The 19,148-nt window shown below is 67.2% G+C and carries 18 protein-coding genes; 9 read left to right on the forward strand and 9 right to left on the reverse strand.

Features of this window, described 5'->3' with window-relative positions:
• Nucleotides 1–32 precede the first annotated feature (32 nt).
• Complete coding sequence (gene clpA, locus GGR43_RS17070) at nucleotides 33–2,354, reverse strand: ATP-dependent Clp protease ATP-binding subunit ClpA (RefSeq protein ID WP_188073170.1); 2,322 nt, start codon at nucleotides 2,352–2,354, stop codon at nucleotides 33–35.
• Between the two features lie 147 nt (nucleotides 2,355–2,501).
• Nucleotides 2,502–2,705 (reverse strand): DUF1192 domain-containing protein, encoded by a 204-nt coding sequence (locus GGR43_RS17075; protein WP_425502246.1) that lies wholly within the window; start codon nucleotides 2,703–2,705, stop codon nucleotides 2,502–2,504.
• 149 nt (nucleotides 2,706–2,854) lie between these two features.
• Between GGR43_RS17075 and GGR43_RS17080 the strand changes: the two genes are divergently transcribed.
• Both GGR43_RS17080 and GGR43_RS17085 read left to right on the forward strand, forming a co-directional pair.
• Nucleotides 2,855–3,820 (forward strand): NAD(P)H-quinone oxidoreductase, encoded by a 966-nt coding sequence (locus GGR43_RS17080; RefSeq protein ID WP_246343854.1) that lies wholly within the window; start codon nucleotides 2,855–2,857, stop codon nucleotides 3,818–3,820.
• Nucleotides 3,821–3,979: 159 nt separating this feature from the next.
• The gene (locus tag GGR43_RS17085) at nucleotides 3,980–4,708 is read left to right on the forward strand and encodes a DUF1013 domain-containing protein (protein WP_188073212.1); all 729 of its coding nucleotides are present in this window, start codon (nucleotides 3,980–3,982) and stop codon (nucleotides 4,706–4,708) included.
• Between the two features lie 425 nt (nucleotides 4,709–5,133).
• Here GGR43_RS17085 and GGR43_RS17095 read toward each other — a convergent pair whose 3' ends face one another.
• Entirely contained in the window at nucleotides 5,134–5,907 is a 774-nt protein-coding gene (locus GGR43_RS17095) for a sulfite exporter TauE/SafE family protein (protein WP_188073173.1), read from the reverse strand.
• 177 nt (nucleotides 5,908–6,084) lie between these two features.
• Nucleotides 6,085–8,253 carry a primosomal protein N' gene (locus GGR43_RS17100; protein ID WP_188073174.1) on the reverse strand — a complete coding sequence of 723 codons (2,169 nt, stop codon included), beginning with the start codon at nucleotides 8,251–8,253 and terminating at the stop codon, nucleotides 6,085–6,087.
• Between the two features lie 122 nt (nucleotides 8,254–8,375).
• Here GGR43_RS17100 and fsa point away from each other — a divergent pair, with 122 nt between their 5' ends.
• Entirely contained in the window at nucleotides 8,376–9,029 is a 654-nt protein-coding gene (gene fsa, locus GGR43_RS17105) for a fructose-6-phosphate aldolase (RefSeq protein WP_188073175.1), read from the forward strand.
• Nucleotides 9,030–9,189: 160 nt separating this feature from the next.
• On the opposite strand, the gene GGR43_RS17110 is transcribed toward fsa, so the two are convergent.
• The gene (locus GGR43_RS17110; protein ID WP_188073176.1) at nucleotides 9,190–10,377 is read right to left on the reverse strand and encodes a penicillin-binding protein activator; all 1,188 of its coding nucleotides are present in this window, start codon (nucleotides 10,375–10,377) and stop codon (nucleotides 9,190–9,192) included.
• An 11-nt stretch (nucleotides 10,378–10,388) separates the two neighbouring features.
• Here GGR43_RS17110 and rsmI point away from each other — a divergent pair, with 11 nt between their 5' ends.
• From rsmI to GGR43_RS17130, 4 genes are read left to right on the forward strand one after another with little or no spacing between them, the layout of a single operon-like run.
• Nucleotides 10,389–11,225, forward strand: a complete 837-nt coding sequence (gene rsmI, locus GGR43_RS17115) for a 16S rRNA (cytidine(1402)-2'-O)-methyltransferase (protein WP_188073177.1) — start codon at nucleotides 10,389–10,391, stop codon at nucleotides 11,223–11,225.
• Nucleotides 11,222–11,599, forward strand: coding sequence for a YraN family protein (locus tag GGR43_RS17120; RefSeq protein ID WP_188073178.1), 378 nt, complete (start codon nucleotides 11,222–11,224; stop codon nucleotides 11,597–11,599). Before rsmI ends, GGR43_RS17120 begins: the two co-directional genes overlap by 4 nt.
• Nucleotides 11,600–11,628: 29 nt before the next feature.
• Nucleotides 11,629–12,588, forward strand: a complete 960-nt coding sequence (gshB, locus tag GGR43_RS17125; RefSeq protein ID WP_188073179.1) for a glutathione synthase — start codon at nucleotides 11,629–11,631, stop codon at nucleotides 12,586–12,588.
• 34 nt (nucleotides 12,589–12,622) lie between these two features.
• A complete protein-coding gene (locus GGR43_RS17130) occupies nucleotides 12,623–13,249 on the forward strand; it encodes a DedA family protein (protein WP_188073180.1) in 627 nt (208 codons plus the stop codon).
• A gap of 162 nt (nucleotides 13,250–13,411) precedes the next feature.
• Here GGR43_RS17130 and GGR43_RS17135 read toward each other — a convergent pair whose 3' ends face one another.
• Nucleotides 13,412–14,311 carry a tyrosine recombinase XerC gene (locus GGR43_RS17135; protein WP_246343856.1) on the reverse strand — a complete coding sequence of 300 codons (900 nt, stop codon included), beginning with the start codon at nucleotides 14,309–14,311 and terminating at the stop codon, nucleotides 13,412–13,414.
• A 7-nt stretch (nucleotides 14,312–14,318) separates the two neighbouring features.
• On the reverse strand, nucleotides 14,319–15,500 hold the full coding sequence (hemW, locus tag GGR43_RS17140) for a radical SAM family heme chaperone HemW (RefSeq protein ID WP_188073182.1): 1,182 nt from the start codon (nucleotides 15,498–15,500) through the stop codon (nucleotides 14,319–14,321).
• A 46-nt stretch (nucleotides 15,501–15,546) separates the two neighbouring features.
• Here hemW and GGR43_RS17145 point away from each other — a divergent pair, with 46 nt between their 5' ends.
• On the forward strand, nucleotides 15,547–16,272 hold the full coding sequence (locus GGR43_RS17145) for a CAP domain-containing protein (RefSeq protein ID WP_246343858.1): 726 nt from the start codon (nucleotides 15,547–15,549) through the stop codon (nucleotides 16,270–16,272).
• Nucleotides 16,273–16,453: 181 nt separating this feature from the next.
• Here GGR43_RS17145 and rdgB read toward each other — a convergent pair whose 3' ends face one another.
• Nucleotides 16,454–17,083, reverse strand: coding sequence for an RdgB/HAM1 family non-canonical purine NTP pyrophosphatase (rdgB, locus tag GGR43_RS17150; RefSeq protein WP_188073183.1), 630 nt, complete (start codon nucleotides 17,081–17,083; stop codon nucleotides 16,454–16,456).
• Nucleotides 17,080–17,796: a ribonuclease PH gene (gene rph / locus GGR43_RS17155; protein WP_188073184.1), complete on the reverse strand. Its 717-nt coding sequence runs from the start codon at nucleotides 17,794–17,796 to the stop codon at nucleotides 17,080–17,082. The genes rdgB and rph overlap by 4 nt, the downstream gene beginning before the upstream one ends.
• A gap of 206 nt (nucleotides 17,797–18,002) precedes the next feature.
• Here rph and GGR43_RS17160 point away from each other — a divergent pair, with 206 nt between their 5' ends.
• Entirely contained in the window at nucleotides 18,003–19,088 is a 1,086-nt protein-coding gene (locus tag GGR43_RS17160) for a hypothetical protein (protein WP_188073185.1), read from the forward strand.
• The last annotated feature ends 60 nt before the right edge of the window (nucleotides 19,089–19,148 follow it).

A 19,148-nucleotide genomic window follows, 5' to 3' on the forward strand; every position in this document is an offset into this window, starting at 1 on the left:
CCGCCCGTTCCGTTTCCTCAACCCCGCGCCGATCACTCCGTATCGGCGGCCTTCGCCTTCGGCTTCGCGCTGGGCTTGCCTTTGCCCTTGGGCGCGGCCGGGATGATCTGGAAGGTCAGCGCGTCGTCCTTCAGGCCGACGACCACCTCGCCGCCATGGACGAGCTTGCCGAACAGCAGCTCCTCGGCCAGCGGCTGCTTGATCTTCTCCTGCATCAGGCGGCCCATCGGGCGGGCGCCGTAGAGCTTGTCATAGCCCCGGTCGGTGAGCCACTTGCGCGCCTCGTCGCTGAGCGTGATGTGGACGTCGCGGTCGGCCAGTTGCAGTTCCAGTTGCAGGACGAACTTGTCGACCACCCGTGCGACGACCTCCGGCGGCAGATAGCCGAACGGAACGATCGCATCGAGCCGGTTGCGGAATTCCGGCGTGAACAGCCGCTTCACCGCTTCCTCGCTCGCATCCTCCTTGCTGATGACATCGCCGAAGCCGATGCCCTCGCGCGCCATGTCGGATGCGCCCGCGTTGGTCGTCATGATCAGGATGACGTTGCGGAAATCCACCGTCTTGCCGTGATGGTCGGTCAGGCGGCCATTGTCCATCACCTGCAACAGGATGTTGAACAGGTCCGGATGCGCCTTCTCGATCTCGTCGAGCAGCAGCACGCAATGCGGGTTCTGGTCGATCGCGTCGGTCAATAGGCCGCCCTGGTCATAGCCCACATAGCCCGGAGGCGCGCCGATCAGGCGGCTGACCGAGTGGCGCTCCATATATTCGGACATATCAAAGCGTTGCAGCGGAATGCCGAGAAGCGATGCGAGCTGCCGCGCGACCTCCGTCTTGCCGACGCCGGTGGGGCCGGAGAAGAGGTAGTTGCCGATCGGCTTGTCCGGATCGCGCAGGCCCGCGCGGGAAAGCTTGATCGCGCTTGCCAGCACCTCGATCGCCTTGTCCTGCCCGAACACGACGCGCTTCAGGTCCTGCTCCAGCGAGACGAGGACGGTCTTGTCGTCGCTCGACACGGTCTTGGGCGGGATGCGCGCCATGGTCGAGATGACGGCCTCGATCTCCTTGGACGTGATGATCTTCTTGCGCTTCGATGGGGCGACCAGCATCTGCATCGCGCCGACCTCGTCGATCACGTCGATCGCCTTGTCCGGCAGCTTGCGGTCGTTGATGTAGCGGGCGGAAAGCTCCACCGCCGCCTTGATCGCATCCGCCGTGTAGCGGACATGGTGATGCTCCTCGAAATTCGGGCGCAGGCCGGTGAGGATCTTGATCGTGTCCTCGATGGTCGGCTCGTTGACGTCGATCTTCTGGAACCGGCGCAGCAGCGCGCGGTCCTTCTCGAAATGGTTGCGGAACTCCTTGTAGGTGGTCGAGCCGATGCAGCGGATGGTGCCGCCGGACAGGGCGGGCTTCAGCAGGTTGGAGGCGTCCATCGCCCCGCCGCTGGTCGCGCCCGCGCCGATCACGGTATGGATCTCGTCGATGAAAAGCACCGCTTCCGGCATCTTTTCAAGCTCGTTCACCACGGCCTTCAGACGCTCCTCGAAGTCGCCGCGATAGCGCGTGCCGGCGAGCAACGCGCCCATATCGAGCGAGTAGATGACCGCGTCCTTCAATACGTCGGGCACGTTGCCCTCGATGATCTTGCGCGCGAGGCCTTCCGCGATGGCGGTCTTGCCGACGCCGGGGTCGCCCACATAGAGCGGGTTGTTCTTCGACCGGCGGCACAGGATCTGGATCGTGCGGTCGACCTCGGCGCTGCGGCCGATCAGCGGGTCGACCTTGCCCTCCATCGCCTTCTCGTTGAGGTTGACGGTGAACTGGTCGAGTGCGCTGTCCTTCTTTTCCTTGGTCTGCGCCTTCTTCTCCTGCTCGTTCGCCTTGGTTTCGGGCTGCGCGGGCTGGGCGGTCGCCTTGCCGACGCCGTGCGAGATATAGGACACCGCGTCGAGGCGGCTCATATCCTGCTGTTGCAGGAAATAGACGGCATAGCTTTCCCGCTCGGAAAACAGCGCGACCAGAACATTGGCGCCGGTCACCTCGTCCTTGCCGGAGGACTGGACGTGCAGGATCGCCCGCTGCACCACCCGCTGGAAGCCGCTGGTCGGCGAGGGGTCGGTGTCGCTGTCCACTTTCAGGCTGTCCAGCTCGGTATCGAGATAATGGGTTACGGAATCCGTCAGTTCGCCCAGATCGACGCCGCAGGCCTGCATCACCTTGGAGGCGTGCTCGTCCTCGATCAGGGCGAGGAGCAGATGTTCCAGCGTCGCATATTCATGGTGCCTCTCGGACGCATGCGTCAGCGCATTGTGCAGCGTGGTTTCGAGGGCGGAAGCAAAAGACGGCATTTCAGTTCTCCCGGCATCCGAGGGGGATGCCATTTTCCACTATGTCGGCACGCGTTACCGCTTGGTCAAGGGCGCCGACCCAAATCCCCGTCCTCCGTCCTTCAGGGCCGGTTTTCCCGCCGGCGGCGACGAGGAAAGGGGATAAGCTCATTTTCGGAATAAGGCCTCGGCGCTGGCCTTGTGGCTGACCGCCCGGTCGATCGTCTTGCGGACGCGCTCTATCTCGGCCTCCAGCGCCGCGACGCGGGCGCGAAGCTCATCGACAGACAGGGGGGCAAGATCCTGCCTGATCAACAGGTTGAGCGGGTCATCCGCCCGCTTCGGCAGATAGTCGTCCATATCCATCGACATTAATGTTGACCCTATCAGGAGCAGTGTCAATATGGCATGGCGATCGGGCGGCGGATCATGGGCCACTCACATGAGCCGGCTGCCCGGACAGTGGGGGGAGATCAGGTGTGGCGCTGGAGATAATATCCAAGGAAATGCGGGCTATAGGCATGGATCGTCCGGGCGGGCCGGACGTGCTGGCCGAAAGGACGATGGCCATTCCCGCGCCGCGCAAGGGCGAGGTGCTGATCCGCGTGCATGCGGCCGGGGTGAACCGGCCCGACCTCCTCCAGCGGCAGGGCAATTACCCGCCGCCTGCCGGGGCCTCTCCGCTGCTGGGGCTGGAGGTGTCGGGCGTGGTGGTGCAACTGGGCGCGGAGGTGGACGTGGCGCTGCTGGGGCAGCGCGTGTGCGCGCTCACCAATGGCGGGGGCTATGCCGAATATGTGACGGTCCCCGCCGGGCAATGCCTGCCCGTGCCGGACGGATACGACATGGTGGAGGCCGCGGCGCTGCCCGAAACGCTGTTCACCGTGTGGACCAACCTGTTCGAGCGCGCCTATGCGGTCGAGGGCGACACGGTGCTGGTGCATGGCGGCACCAGCGGCATCGGGACGATGGCCATTTCGCTGTGCCGCCTGTTCGGCGTGCGGATCATCGTCACCTGCGGCACGGACGAGAAATGCAGGGCGGCGCTGGACTGGGGCGCCCATCATGCGATTAACTACCGCACGCAGGATTTCGTCGAGGAAGTCCGCGCCATCACCGACGGGCGCCGCTGCCAGGTGGTGCTCGACATGGTCGGCGGCGATTATGTCGCGCGCAACCTCAAATGCCTCTCCGACGACGGGCGGCATGTGTCGATCGCCGTTCTGGGCGGCAGCAAGGCGCAGATTTCCATGGCCGAGGTGATGATGCGGCGGCTGACGCTGACCGGCTCCACGCTGCGGGCGCGATCCGACACGTTCAAGGCGCTGGTCGCCGACGAGATCGGCAACCATGTCTGGCCGTTCGTGGCCAAGGGCGAATTGCGTCCGGCCATCGACAGCGTGGTGCCGCTGGCCGAAGCCGCCCGCGCCCATGCCCGGATGGAGGCGGGCGAGCATTTCGGCAAGATCGTGCTGCAGGTGGAATGACGGGGCGGGGAACGGAGGCAGGGCCGGGAAAGCATTTTACTTGCTCTCGCACCGGCTTTGTTTTATCCGTGACTGGTTTGGCGGCCACCCTGCTTGGGTGGCCCTTATTATTTCCGATGTTGTTTCAAGACTGGAGCGCACGCCTTGTCCCAGCCGCTTATGCCCCACGCCACCGCCTGCTGGCTGATCGAGAATACCGGCCTCAGCTTTTCGCAGATCGCCGATTTCTGCGGTCTGCACATGCTGGAGGTACAGGCCATCGCCGACGATACGACGAGCATCAAATATACGCCGCGCGATCCGGTGCGCGCGCATGAACTGACGGTCGAGGAAATCCGCAAGGGCGAGGCCGATCCCGATTATGCGCTGAAGATTTCGCGCGGCAGCGAGCCTGTCCGCCGTACCAAGGGGCCGCGTTATACGCCGGTTTCCAAGCGGCAGGACAAGCCGGACGGCATTGCGTGGATCCTGCGCAACCATCCGGAGATTTCCGACGGCGCGATCGGTCGCCTGATCGGCACGACCCGCACCACCATCGCCGCGATCCGCGACCGCAGCCACTGGAACATCGCCAATATCGTGCCGAAGGATCCGGTGACGCTCGGCCTGTGCTCGCAGCGCGAACTGGATGCCGAGGTCGCCAAGGCGGCGAAGAAGGCCGGGATCGAGGCGCCCGCCGACACGCGCCTCGACGGCGCCAAGGCTGCGTTGATCGAGGAACTGCGGCGCCAGCGCGACGACGCCGGGCGCGATGAGGCGGGGCGCGACGATGCGGCGCGCGTCGAGGAAGGCGAGGAGCAGAGCATTCCGGCTTCCAACCCCTTCCGCGAAGAGGCGGAACGCCTGTTCGGCCGCTCCAGCGACGGCGGCGAAGCGGACCGGGACTGATCGCGGGATATAGACGGCAATGGAAAAGGGCGGGGCAATCCCCGCCTTTTTTCTTGGGCGCTTATGGGGCTGCAAAGCTGTTTGGGGAAGGCTGCCTGGGGTGTTGTCTTACCGTCACCCCAGCGAAGGCTGGGGTCGTAGGCCATGTGGTGCGACATCCCCTGAGATGCCAGCCTTCGCTGGCATGACGGAGAAAAGAAGAGGTTATTTAGGTAGTTAGATTTAACCCGATCGTCATGCTGAACTTGTTTCAGCATCCATCAAGCCCCACAGACCGATGGTCAATCCGGCGAAATGGACCCTGAGCCGAAGGCCGGCGCAGCTAACCAAGTTCAGGGTGACGGTAAAGGCAATGTCAGCTCTTGGCCGCAACCTGTTGTTCAACGGGAAATAGGTCATGCCGGCCTGCGCTCTGGCATGACGGATCACCCCACCCAGTTCAGCGACTTGGCGATGCCATAGGCCGAGGTGAGGGTCAGCACGACGCCGACCAGCAGCAGCAGCCGGTTGGGTGCGATATGCTTGGCGAGCTTCGCGCCCAGCGGCGCGGCGACGACGCCGCCAATCAGCAGGCCGGTGGTGGCGATGGTGAAGCTTTCCCAGCCCAGATGGACGAGGAAGGTGATGCTGACCGACAGGGTGAGCAGGAATTCCGCCGTGTTCACCGTGCCGATCGTGGTGCGCGGGTCGCCGCCCTGCAACAGCAGGTTCGACGTGACCACCGGCCCCCAGCCGCCACCGCCGCTCGCGTCGAGGAAGCCGCCGACAAGGCCCAGCGGCGCGACGACGCGCGGGTCGCGGGCGCGGTGGATCACATGGGTGCTGCGCCAGATCAGCCACAGGCCGATCGAGGTCAGATAGGCCAGCACGAACGGCTTGATGACCCCGCTGTCGATGTTCGACAGCAGATAGGCCCCGCCCACGCCGCCGATCACGCCGGGAATGGCGAGGCGGCGGAACAACTGCCAGTCGATGTTGCGGTGATAGATATGGCTGAGGCCCGAAACGGCGGTGGTGAAGGTCTCTGCGGCATGGACGCCCGCCGACGCATGCTTGGGCGACACGCCCATCGCGATCAGCAGGGTGCTGGATATGACGCCATAGGCCATGCCCAGTGCGCCGTCGATCAATTGCGCCGCGAAACCAATAAAAATGAAGGGAAGCAGGGCTGGAAGAATCTCCCCCATCAGATACGTCATGTGATTCTCCGAATTCTCTGCTTGCGTATAGAAAAAAGTCGCCGGGCGGCAATGCAAATTTTCTATCGAAAAGGTAGGCAATTCTTTGTTCCGCTTATCTTGTTGAGATAAGGCGATATACTCCTTTTCGGACGATATGGATGAAGCGGTAGGGCATAGAAATCAGGCGCCCCTATATCAAAGGAAGCTGTAAGGGTCGATATCGACCGTCACGCGGACCGAGGCGGGCCAGTCGGCCGCGCCCAGCCAGTTCGCGATCGCTTCCTGCACATTGAGGCCGCGCGAGGCGTGGACCAGCAGGCGGTGGCGGTGGCGTCCGCGCAGCTGGGCGAGCGGGGCGGGAGCGGGGCCGTAGACGTGCAGCCCCTCCGCCTGCGGGGCGCTCTTGCCCAGCCGCCGGGCGATGTCGGCGGCGGTGGCGGCGTCCTCGCTCGACACGATGATCGCGGCATAGCGGCCGAAGGGCGGCGCATGGGCGATGCGGCGGTTCTCCGTCTCGGTCGCGTAGAAGCGCTCGGCATCGCCGGACAGCAGCGCCTTGATGACTGGCGCGTCGATCATCCGCGTCTGGAGGAACACCCGGCCCGGCTTCTCGCCGCGCCCGGCGCGCCCGGAAACCTGGCTGATCTGCTGGAAGCATCGCTCCGCCGCGCGCAGGTCGCCGCCCTCCAGCCCCAGATCGGCATCGATCACGCCCACCAGCGTCAGATTGGGGAAATGATAGCCCTTGGTGACGAGCTGCGTGCCGACGATGATGTCGATCGCGCCGTTTTCCACCCCCGCGACGAATTCCGCGACCTTTTCCGGCGACCAGAGCGTGTCGGAGGTGACGATGGCGGTGCGCGCCTGCGGGAACAGCAGCGCCACCTCGTCGGCGATGCGCTCGACGCCGGGGCCGCAGGCGACCAGCGCGTCCTCCTCATGGCATTCGGGGCATTCGCGCGGTGTCGGCATCATATGGCCGCAATGATGGCAGGCGAGGCGGCGGGTCAGCTTGTGCTCGACCATCCAGGCGGTGCAATTGGGGCATTGGAAGCGATAGCCGCAATGGCGGCACAGCGTCAGCGGCGCATAGCCGCGCCGGTTCAGGAACAGCAGCGCCTGCTCGCCCTTGTCCAGCGTCTCGCGCATCGCCTTCACCAGCGGCGGGGCGATCCAGCGCTGGCGGTCGGGCGGATCGCGCAGCAGGTCGATGCCGGTGATCTCCGGCATCTGCGCGCCGCCGAAACGCGACGGCAGGCGGATTTCCCTGTAGCGGCCCAGCGTCACCTGATGCCGCGTCTCGATGGCGGGCGTGGCGGAGGCGAGCAGCACCGGGCATTTCTCGAACACGCCGCGCATCACCGCCACGTCGCGGGCGTGATAATGAACGCCGTCCTCCTGCTTGAAGCTGATCTCATGCGCCTCGTCGACGACGATGAGGCCGAGATTGGGGAAGGGCAGGAACAGCGCCGAGCGCGCGCCGACGACGACGCTCGCCTGTCCGCGCGCGACGGCGAGCCAGGCGCGGCGGCGCTCGCTTTGCCGCAGGCCGCTGTGCCAGGCGACCGGCGCGACGCCGAAGCGCGCCTCGAAGCGTTTGAGGAACGGTTCGGTCAGCGCGATTTCGGGCAGCAGCACCAGCGTCTGCCGCCCGTCGCGGATCGCGCGGGCGATGGCCTCGAAATACACCTCGGTCTTGCCCGATCCAGTCACGCCGTCGAGCAGGAAGGCGTGGAAGCCGCCCGTGTCGATCGCTTGCGTGAGCGTATCGGCTGCGGCCTGCTGCGCCTCATTGAGCTGCGGCACCTGATGGTCGGGGTCGGGCGCGGGATAGGGGGCATTGGCCTCGACCTCCACCGGCTCCAGCGCGCCCGCCTTGATCAGGCCGCGCAGCACGGCGAGCGAGACGTCCGCCTTTTCCGCCAGCTCGCGGGGGACGCCCTGAAAATCGCCGATGCGTTCGAGCGCCTGCGCGCGCTGGGGCGTCAGCCGGTCGGGGATGAGGCCGCTGGCGCGATATTCGATCACCGTGCGCTGGTCGGTCAGCGCCGCGCCGGAGGACAGCGCCATGCGCAGCACGGCGGCGGCGGGCGCCATATAATAGTCGGCGGTCCATTCGATCAGGCGGCGCAGCGGCGCGGGCAGGGGCGGGGCGGGCGATACCCATGTCAGCGGGCGCAGGCGGTTGTCGCCGACGCTCTCGACGCCGGGAAAGCGGTCTTCCTCCCACACCACGCCCGCGATGCGGCGCGGGCCGAGCGGCGCCTCGACGATGCTGCCCGGCTCCACCGCCATGCCGTGCGGCACGCGATAGTCGAGCGGCCCCAGGGCGCTGTTGAGGATGAGGACACGGGCGCGAGTCATGGCCCCCTAGTAGCAACGGAGGGATCGCGCGCGCCAGCCCCGCCTTGATCGCGGCCTTATCGTCCGGGGCGGAAGGGGGTATAGGGGCGGGCGAATCAGCGCTTGCAGAAGGAGCCGCCGCCATGAAATTTTTCGTTGATACCGCCGATACCGATGCGATCCGCGACCTTGAGGCCACGGGGCTTCTGGACGGGGTGACGACCAACCCGTCGCTGATCCACAAATCGGGGCGCAAGTTCACGGAAGTGATCGCGGAGATCTGCAAGATCGTCGACGGGCCGGTGTCGGCGGAGGTCGTCGCGCTCGACCATGCGACGATGATGAAGGAGGCCGAGATCCTCCGCAAGATCGCCGACAATGTGTGCATCAAGGTGCCGCTGACGGTCGACGGACTCAAGACCTGCAAGGCGCTGACCGGCGAGGGTACGCAGGTCAATGTGACACTGTGCTTCTCGGCCAATCAGGCGCTGCTGGCGGCGAAGGCGGGGGCGAGCTTCATCTCTCCCTTTGTCGGGCGGCATGACGACAACGGCTTCGACGGCATGAAGCTGATCGAGGACATCCGCCTCATCTACGACAATTACGCGTTCGCGACCGAGATCCTCGTCGCCAGCGTGCGCAACCCGATCCATGTGCTGGAAAGCGCGAAGATCGGCGCCGACGTGATGACCGCCCCGCCCGCCGTCATCCTCTCGCTCTTCAACCATGTGCTGACCGACAAGGGGATCGAAGGCTTCCTCGCCGATTGGGCCAAGACAGGGCAGACGGTCGGCTGATCCGTTCTCCGCGCGTCGCCCCAGCGCAGGCTGGGGCCGCAGGCCATGTTACGCGCCGTCTCCTGAGATGCCAGCCTGCGCTGGCATGACAGGAAAAGGGCAAAAAAGGGCGGCTCCCATATCGGGGCCGCCCTTTTTCATGGCCCTTGTCCCGCCGGGGTCAGAACCCCCTGGGCGCGGCGTCGATTACCGTGAACTTGCCCGCGTCCACCTGCTGCACCTCCAGCGCGCGGTCGGCCACGCCGTCGCGGTCGAAGCGGAAGGCGCCGTCGATGCCGGCGAAGCCGCCCTTGTCATTGAGGCTGCTCACCGGGAAGGCGGTGTCCACCTTCCAGTTCTGGGCGATCCGCACGGTCAGCAGCACCGCGTCATAGCCCAGCGCGGACAGGCGATAGGGCGCGGTCTTGAAGCGGGCGCGATATTTGGTCGCGAGCTGGCGATAATAATTATCCGACACGCTGGCGAACCATGCGCCGCGCAGCGCGGGGCTGGCGGCGATCGTGCTTTCCTCGGTGTTCCACAGCTCGGTGCCGAGCAGGCGCGCCTGCGCCCCGCCGCCCTGACGGATGAGCGGTGCGGCCTGAAGCGCGATGCGCCCGCCATCGGCGATCAGCACCGCGTCATAGCCGGAGGGCAGCTTCTTGACCGCTGCGGAAAGCGACCCGGCGCTGCGCTGGAAGGTTTCCATCGCGATCACGGTGCCGCCCGAAGCCTCCACCGCGCGCAGCATCGCCGTGCCCGCCCGCTCGCCATAGACGCCCGCGGGCACCAGCGCGGCGAACTTGCTCATGCCGCGCGAGCGGGCATAGCCGACGACGCGCTCCACCGATTGTGCCGGGGAATAGCCCATGATGTAGACGCCGTTCCCGGCGATGCTGGCATCGTTGGAAAAGCTGATGATCGGGATGTTCGCCTTGCGCGCGGCGGGCGCGGTCGCCTTCACCTCGTCGCCGGTCAGCGGGCCGAGGATCAGCCGGTTGCCGTCCGCGACCGCACGGGCGGCCGCCGCCGCCGCGCCCTTGCCGGTGTCATAGGTGGTGATGCGGACATTCTTTGCCTGCGTGTCGAGCAGGGCCAGCGTGGTCGCATTGGCGATCGACTGGCCGACCCCGGCATTGGGGCCGGTGGTGGGCACGAGCAGGGCGATTCGGTGCCGCTGCGTGTCGGTCGGCAGGCCGGGCTGCACCGGGGCGGGCGGCGGCGGCGCGGGCTGTTCCGGCCCGGTCCCCTTGGGCACAATCGTCTGACAAGCGGCGAGGAAAAGCCCGCCCGCGAGAACAAGGCCCCGGCCCAGGCCGCGCAGGCGGCCCCATATGTTTGCTTGCCCAAGGCCGTCCGACTCTGCCATGGAAACTCCTTATGGTGGATGCTCTAACTCCCGGCCTTTATATCGTTGCAGGGCCGATCGGCAACTTGTCTGACCTCAGTCCAAGGGCGGCCGACATATTATGCCGCGCCGACGTGGTCGCGGTGGAGGACAGCCGGGTCAGCGCGAAGCTGCTGCGCCATGCGGGGTCCGACCGGCCGATGATCGTCTATCACGACCATAGCGACGAAAGCGTGCGGGCGCGGCTGATTGCGCGCATGGGGGACGAGGCGGTGGCGCTGTTGAGCGATGCGGGCACGCCGCTCATCTCCGACCCCGGTTACAAGCTGGTACGCGACGCGCGGGCGGCGGGCCATGCGATCACCACCATTCCCGGCCCCTGTGCCGCCATCGCCGCGCTGACCCTCTCGGCGCTGCCGACCGACCGTTTCCTGTTCATGGGCTTCCTGCCCGCCAAGTCCAAGGCGCGCGGCGACACGCTGGCCGAGGTGGCGGCGGTGCGCGCGACGCTGATCTTCTACGAAAGCGGCCCTCGCCTTGCCGCCTCGCTTTCCGACATGGCGCTGGCGCTGGGGGATCGCGACGCCGCCGTCTGCCGGGAGATCAGCAAGAATTATGAGGAGGTGAGGACCGGCCCGCTCACCGATCTGGCCGCCGCCTATCGGGATACGCCCCCCAAGGGCGAGATCGTCGTCGTCGTCGGCCCGCCGGGCGAGAAGGAGAAGGCGAGCGGGGAGGATGCCGATGCACTGCTGCGCGAGGCGCTGGCGCGCCTGCCGGTGGGCAAGGCCGCGAGCGAGGTGGCGAAGGCGACCGGCCTCGACCGGCGGGCGCTCTATGCCCGCGCGCTGGAGCTGAAGGGGCAATGACGTCGGGCATCGGGGGTTCTCCGGCAAGACTGGCGGCGGAGAGGCGCGGGCGGCAGGCGGAGCGCCTCTGCGCCTGGTGGCTGCGGCTCAAGGGCTGGACGATCCTCGACCGGCGGGTGCGCTGCCGGGCCGGCGAGGTCGACCTGATCGCGCGGCGCGGCGCCCTGGTCGCATTCGTCGAGGTGAAGGCGCGCGGAAGCGCGGCGGAGCTGGACTTCGCCATCGACGAGCGGCGCCTGTCGCGGGTCGCGGCGGCGGCGGAAAGCCTCGCCCCTCGCTATCTGCAACCGGGCGACGACATGCAAATCGACGTAATGCTGCTTGCGCCCGGCCACCCCCCGCGCCATTTGAGCAACGTCTGGCACGGGGGCTGAGTCCCCGTTCGCAATCAGGGAAGAACCATATGTCGATCAAGGCCGCCGTTCAGATGGACCCGATGGAGGGAATCAGGATTGGCGGGGATTCGACCTTCGCGCTGATGCTCTCGGCGCAGGCGCGCGGCTATGCGCTCTATCATTACGGCGCGCCCGACCTCACCTGGCGTAACGGCCGCCTTTATGCCGAGGCGCGCGCGGTGACGGTGCAGAAGGTGGAGGGCGACCATTTCCGCTTCGGCGAGAAGGTGACGCTCGACCTCGGCCGCGACGTCGACGTGGTGCTGATGCGGCAGGACCCGCCCTTCGACCTGAGCTACATCACCGCGACGCACTTGCTGGAGCGGATCGAGGACGAGACGCTGGTGGTCAACAACCCCGCCTCCGTCCGCAACGCGCCGGAAAAGCTGTTCGTGCTCGATTATGCGCGCTTCATGCCGCCGACGATGATCACCCGCAGCCTTGCCGACGTGCGCTCCTTTCTCGCCGAGCATGGCGATATCGTGGTGAAGCCGCTTTACGGCAATGCGGGCAGCGCGGTGTTCCGCGTCGGCCCGGACGGCGCGAACCTTTCCGCGCTGGTGGAACTGTTCAACGCCTCATGGGTCGAACCCTTCATGGTGCAGGCGTTCATCCCCGCCGTCCGCGAGGGCGACAAGCGCATCGTGCTGGTCGACGGAGAGGTCGCGGGCGCGGTCAACCGGGTGCCGGGCGCGGGCGAGATCCGCTCCAACCTCGCGGTGGGCGGATCGGCGGCCAAGACCGAGCTGACGGAGAAGGAACGGGAAATCTGCGCCGCGCTCGGCCCGGAGCTGAAGAAGCGCGGGCTGCTGTTCGTCGGCATCGACGTGATCGGCGGCGAATGGCTGACGGAGATCAACGTCACTTCCCCCACAGGGATCGTTTCGATCGACGAATTCAACGGCACCGACACGGCGGGCATGATCTGGGACGCGATTCTCCGCCGCCTTGCGAAGGCGAAGGGCTGACCGGCCCGCGCGGGATCATGACAGGCTGGCCATCATGACCGACTGGGTCGTCAACCTCATCGACGCGGGCGGCTATTGGGGCATAGCGCTGCTGATGGCGCTGGAGAATATCTTCCCGCCCATTCCGTCCGAGCTCATCATGGGCATAGGCGGCATCCGCGTCGGGCAGGGGCGGATGGAGATGGCGCCGCTGCTGTTCGCCGGCACCGTGGGCACGGTGATCGGCAATTATTTCTGGTACTGGATCGGCTGGAAACTGGGGAAGGAGCGGCTGCGCCCGCTGGTCCGCCGCTTCGGCCGCATATTGACGATAGAGTGGAAGGAGGTGGAAATGCTCAACCGCCTCTTCAAGCGCCATGGCGAGAAGATCGTGTTCTTCTTCCGCTTCATGCCCGCCTTCCGCACGATCGTGTCGCTGCCCGCCGGGCTGTTCCACATGGGGCATGTCCGCTTCCTGATCTGGACCGGCATGGGCGCGCTGATCTGGAACATCATCCTGGCGGGGAGCGGCATGTTCCTCGGCTCGCATTTCCGGCGCATCGACGATTATCTGGGGCCGGTGACGACGGCGGCGGTGGGGCTGATCGTGATCGCCTATGTCTGGCGGCTGATCCGCTGGCGGCCCAATGGGGACACCAATGGAGACAAGCGCGAGGATTGATTACTGAGGCTATATCCCGTTCGGGCTGAGCCTGTCGAAGCCCTGTCTTTCTTCTTTTTCCAACGTAGAAAAGAAGTACAGCCGTTGGGCTTCGCCCGCCCTTCGGGTCGACAAGCTCAGGGCGAACGGATAGTTTACCAACCTAACGTGCCCCGCTTTCCCCTATGCCCGCGGATGGGCGTTGCGGTAGATGTCGAGCAGATGGGCGGCGTCCACCTGCGTGTAGATCTGGGTCGAACTGAGGCTCGCATGGCCGAGCAGTTCCTGAAGCGAACGCAGGTCCGCTCCGCGCCCCAGCAGATGCGTCGCGAAGCTGTGGCGCAGCGCATGGGGGCTGGTGCGTTCGGGCAGCATCAGCCGCCGCCGCGCTTCCCGCACCGCCTTGCGGATGATCGCCGGGTCGAGCGGCCCGCCGCGCGCGCCCCGGAACAGCGGCTCGTCCGCGCCCGGCGCAAAGGGACAGGCGCGCGCATAATCGGCCAGCGCCTCGCGCACCTGCGGCAATATCGGCACGATGCGCGTCTTGCCGCGCTTGCCGGTGACGCGCAGCGTTTCGCCAGCGGGCACGTCGCGGCCCTTCAAGGACAGCGCCTCCGATATGCGCAGGCCGCAGCCGTAGAGTAGCAGCAGCACCGCCCAGTCGCGCGCGGCGATCCACGGCGCGCGCGCATTTTCCGAGACGTCCTCGGCCAGCGCGATCACCTCGTCGGGGGAGATGGGGCGGGGCAGGCCCTTCTTCACCGCCGGCCCGCGCAGCACCGGCACCTGTGCGTCCTCGCCGCCGATGAAGGCGAGGAAGGCGCGCACCGCCGACAATTCCCGCGCGGTCGAGACATTGCCGATGCCCTGCGAGCGCCGATGGGCGAGGAAGGCGCGCAGCTCGGCGGCGGGCAGGGCGGAAAGGGCGGCGTCGCCCGGCACCGCGCCATGATGCGCGGTCAGGAAATCGAGCAGCCGCCCGGCGCTCGCGACATAGGCGCGCACCGTATGCGGCGATCGCCGCCGCTCATGGGCGAGATGGCGGTGCCAGCGGGCCAGCCGGTCCTGATGGGCGAGGCTCATGGGCGCGCTATAGCACGATTTCGGCGAGGATGGCATCGAGCAGCAGCGCACCCTCAGCCGTGACGCGCAGCCGTTCGCCCTCGTGCGCGACGAGGCCATGAGCGGCGAGGCGCGCGATTCCTTCGGCATCGACCAGCCCGGCCTCGGCAAGGCCGGTGCGCGCGGCGATGGCGGCGAGGTCTACCCCTTCGCCGAGGCGCAGGCCCATCAGCAGCGCCTCGCGCGCGCGGTCCCCGGCATCGAGCGGGGTTTCGCCTTGCATCCCATGGCCGTTGCGCTCCACCGCGCCGAGCCAGTTTTCCGGCTTGCGATGACGCTGCGTCGCGACCGGCGTTCCGGCGGCGTCGGCGCGGCGGCCATGGGCGCCGGGGCCGATGCCCGCATAGTCGCCATAGCGCCAATAGGTGAGGTTGTGGCGGCTTTCCTCGCCGGCGCGGGCGTGGTTGCTCGTCTCATAGGCGGGCAGGCCCGCCGCGCCGGTCATTATCTGCGTGCGCTCGTAAAGGTCGGCGGCATGATCGGGATCGGCGGGGGTGAAGCTGCCCTGCCGCACCAGCGTCTCGAACCGCGTGCCCGGCTCGATCGTCAGCTGATAGAGCGAGAGATGGCCGGTACCGAAGGAAAGCGCATGGCCGAGCTGGCGTTCCCATTGGGTGGCCGACTGGCCTGGCAGCGCATAGATGAGGTCGAAGCTGACCCTATCGAAATGCCGCTGCGCCACCTCTATCGCGCGCGTCGCCTCGCCCGCGTCATGGGCGCGGCCGAGGAAATGAAGCGCCTCGTCCTCGAACGACTGCACGCCCAGCGACACCCGGTTGACCCCGGCCCGCGCCAGATCGGCGAAGCGGTCCACCTCGACGCTGTTCGGGTTGGCTTCCAGCGTGATTTCCGCATCGGGCGGCAGGCGCCAATGCTCCGCCGCCGCCGCGATCAACTCCGCGACCAGCGCGGGCGGCATCAGCGAGGGGGTGCCGCCGCCGAAGAAGATCGACCCCAGCGGCCGCCCGCCGGTCAGCGTCGCCTCATGCGCCATGTCCGCCAGCAGCGCGCGGCGCCACAGGTCGATGTCGACCCGTTCGCGCACATGGCTGTTGAAATCGCAATAGGGGCATTTGGAAATGCAGAAGGGCCAATGGACATAGAGGGCCAGCGGAGCCGATTTCGCGTTGGATTGCGGGCGATTAACCATCGCAGGGGGGAACTCGTTAACCGCTGGTGTATTAGAAGCGCAATTCATGATCGGGGGTATCTATATGCGGGTTCGGGGTCTTGCGCCACCGTTGCTTGTCGGTCGGGCGCTTGCCGTTCTGGCGCTCACCCCGCTTTTCCTCTCCACCCCGGCGCAGGCTGACAGCGCCTTGGCGCCCTCCTATTCCGAACAATGGATCTATTATCCCGATCATGGCGGCGCGACCGCGCGGGGATCGCTCGCCGAGACGGTCCTTTCCGCGCATAATGGCGAGCGGCAGCGCTGGCGCGTGCCGCCGCTGAACTGGGACGACCGGCTGGCCGCCGACGCGCGCGCCTATGCGCGGCTGCTCGCGCAGAAGGGCTATCTCCAGCATGCGGACATGACGGGCAGGGCCCAGCCGCAGGGCGAGAATCTGTGGATGGGGACGCGCGACGCCTTCGGCTACGACCAGATGATGGCGGGTTTCCTCGACGAGCGGCGCAACTATGTCGCGCGCGCGGTGCCCCACATCAGCCGGACGGGCAACTGGCAGGATACGGGCCATTACAGCCAGATCATCTGGCGCACGACCACCTCGGTCGGCTGCGCGCTCGCCTCCAACCGGGATTTCGACTTCCTCGTCTGCCGCTACAGCCCGGCGGGTAATGTCTGGGGCATGCGCGCCGATGAGGGCGGCGCGGAGGTGCTGGCCGATGCCAGGAGGCAGGGTGGGGCAGGGGAAGCGCGCAGGCGCGGCGCGCAACGGAGAGTCGCGCTGCTGCCTGAGTGATCGGGGTGGCGGCTATTTCCAGACATCACAAAACCGTTCGTCCTGAGCCCTTCGACAATCTCAGCCCGAACAGTGAGAGGACCGTTTCATCTTCTTTTCCGTCATGCCAGCGTAGGCTGGCACCTCAGGAGAGGGAACGCGACGACCCCAGCCTGCGCTGGGGTGACGATCAGGACCGCCCCTAGAAAGACGCCGCCACCAATTGGCGGAAGGCGTCGGCGCGGTGGCTCATCGCATGCTTCTTCGCCGGGTCCATCTCGGCGAAGCTGATGTCGTGGCCGAGCGGCTGGAAGATCGGGTCGTAGCCGAAGCCCTTGTCGCCGCGCGGCGGCCAGACGATCATGCCGTCCACCCGGCCTTCGAACGCCTCCACATGCCCGTCGGGCCAGGCGAGGGCGAGCGCGCAGACGAAATGCGCGCCATGGCCCGCATCCGGCCCCTTGGCGGCGATCGCTTCCCACACCAGGCGCATCGCCAGGTTGAAATCCTTGTCCGGTCCGGCCCAGCGGGCGGAGAAGATGCCGGGATCGCCGTTCAGCGCCTCGACGCACAGGCCGCTGTCGTCGGCCAGCGCAGGCAGGCCGGAGAGGTCCGCCGCCTGCAACGCCTTCAACTCCGCATTGGCGATGAAGGTGGTGCCGGTCTCGTCCGGTTCCGGCAGGCCGAGCGAGCCGGCCGATACCGGCTCTATGCCATGGGGGCCGAGCAGTTCGGCGATTTCGCGGACCTTGCCCGCATTATGGCTGGCGATCACCAGCTTGCCGGGTTGCAGCTTGCGAACCGACTGCTCATTCCCCCAATTGTCCGTCATCGTCCGGTGGCCTTCCGCTGCGCGGCGAATATTTCCCCACAACCGATACGCGCGAGGCGCAGCAGGCGCAACAGCTCTTCCTCGTCGAAGGTCGCGCCTTCCGCCGTCGCCTGCACCTCGGCCAGCTTGCCGTCGCCGGTCAGCACGAAATTGGCGTCGGCCTCGGCGGCGCTGTCCTCGACATAATCGAGGTCGAGCACCGGCGTGCCGCCGCAAATGCCGCAGCTGACGGCGGCGACCTGTTGGCGAATGGGGTCGGCGGCGAGCAGGCCGTCTTTCATCAGCTTGTCCACCGCGATGCGCAGCGCGACCCACGCGCCGGAAATGGCGGCGGTGCGGGTGCCGCCATCGGCCTGGATCACGTCGCAGTCGATGGTGATCTGCCGTTCGCCCAGCGCCTTCAGGTCGACGATCGCGCGCAGCGAGCGGCCGATCAGGCGCTGGATTTCCTGCGTGCGGCCCGACTGCTTGCCCTTGGCGGCCTCGCGGCTGCCGCGCGTATGGGTGGCGCGGGGCAGCATGCCATATTCGGCCGTCACCCAGCCTTCGCCCTTGCCGCGCAGGAACGGCGGCACGCGCTCTTCCACGCTGGCCGTGCACAGCACCCGCGTGTCGCCGAAGCTGACGAGGCAGCTGCCCTCGGCATGCACGGTGAAACCCGGCTCCATGACGATGGAACGCATTTGATCGGGGGTACGGCCGGATGGGCGCATGGGGGGAGGGCCTTTCATGAAAATCTGATGAGTTAGAAATATGCGACGCCGATATGCGTCCGCCGCGTCCGGCACAAGCCCGATCGGGAGAAAATCCCCCAACGGTTCGTCGCTGCTGGGGCACATTTCCCTCGGCTGGCCGAAAAGGGGCGTCTTTCCGTCGCCGTGGAGGAGAACCGGCGCGGGCCTTCCGGGTTTACGGGTGCATGAGAGAGATGCTTTCCCCCTTCGCCCCGGCCTGCACCGCGATTGCCGCTGTGCTCGCCCTGTCCTCCATCCCCGCGCTGGCGCAGGAAGCAGCCGTCGCGCCGCCGCCAGTGACGCAGACCGCACCGGCCGCGCCGGTCGCACCGCCCGCGAGTGCGCAGACGCCCGCGTCCTCCCAGACGCCGACCATCCAGTTCACGCCCGCGCAGCCGGTGGTCCAGCCTCTGCCCGAAAGGACGCCCGAAAGGACGGAAGCGGCCCCGCCGCCTGCGCCGACGCCTGAGCATGCCCGCGAAACCACGGAGCCGCGCCGGGCCGCCGCGCCGGAGCCGTCCTCGTCCCCCACCCCGACGCGCCGCGCGGAAACGCGCACGGAACCAAGAGCCGAGCCGAGGGCCGAGGCTCCTCAGGCCGAAGCGGAAAGCGCGCTTCGCGAGCCTGCGTTCACGCCCGCTCCGGCCGCGCCGCTGGATATGGAGGCAGAGCCGCCCGCGCGGACCGCTGCCGAACCCACCGTTCCCGCTGATGGCCAGGGGAGCGATGACAGCGCCCTGTGGCTGGGCGGCGGCGCGCTGGCGCTGTTGCTGGGCGGCGCGGGCGTGTTCCTGATGACCCGCCGCCGTCGCGATGCGGAGGATGATTCGGTGTTCGTGCCGGAAGAGGAGCCGCTTGCTTCCGAGGCGCCTATCCTGCCGGAACGGCCCGTGACGGACCCCGTGGCGGAAGCGGCGCCGGTCGCCGCCGCCGCCCCTGCGGCCCCGGTCCGCTCGCCCTCGCCGCTGGACGGCCCCGCCATGGGCAGTGCGCCCGTCGGCGATGCGGCGCAGAACCTGGAGGAGATGGTCGCTCGCGATCCGTCGCCGGAAAACCCGTTCCTCACCCGCAGGAACCGGATGCGCCGCGCCAGCTTCCTGATGACGCAGAGCTACCCGGCCACCGCCCGGCTGGATGACCGCCCGCCGCTTACCCCCGCTGCCCGCGCGGCGGAGACGGGCGAGGGCGAGCGGCCGCTCCAGCTGAGCTATAATTTCGGCAAGCCGGACCGGCCTTCGCCCCGGCTGAAACCCCGCCTCAGCCGATCCTGAGCGGTCCACCCCCAGGATAAGGCGCCCCTTGCCGGGCGCCTTTCCATTATGAACCTGAGG

Source organism: Sphingobium jiangsuense (assembly GCF_014196495.1).
In the GTDB taxonomy this organism is placed as follows: domain Bacteria; phylum Pseudomonadota; class Alphaproteobacteria; order Sphingomonadales; family Sphingomonadaceae; genus Sphingobium; species Sphingobium jiangsuense.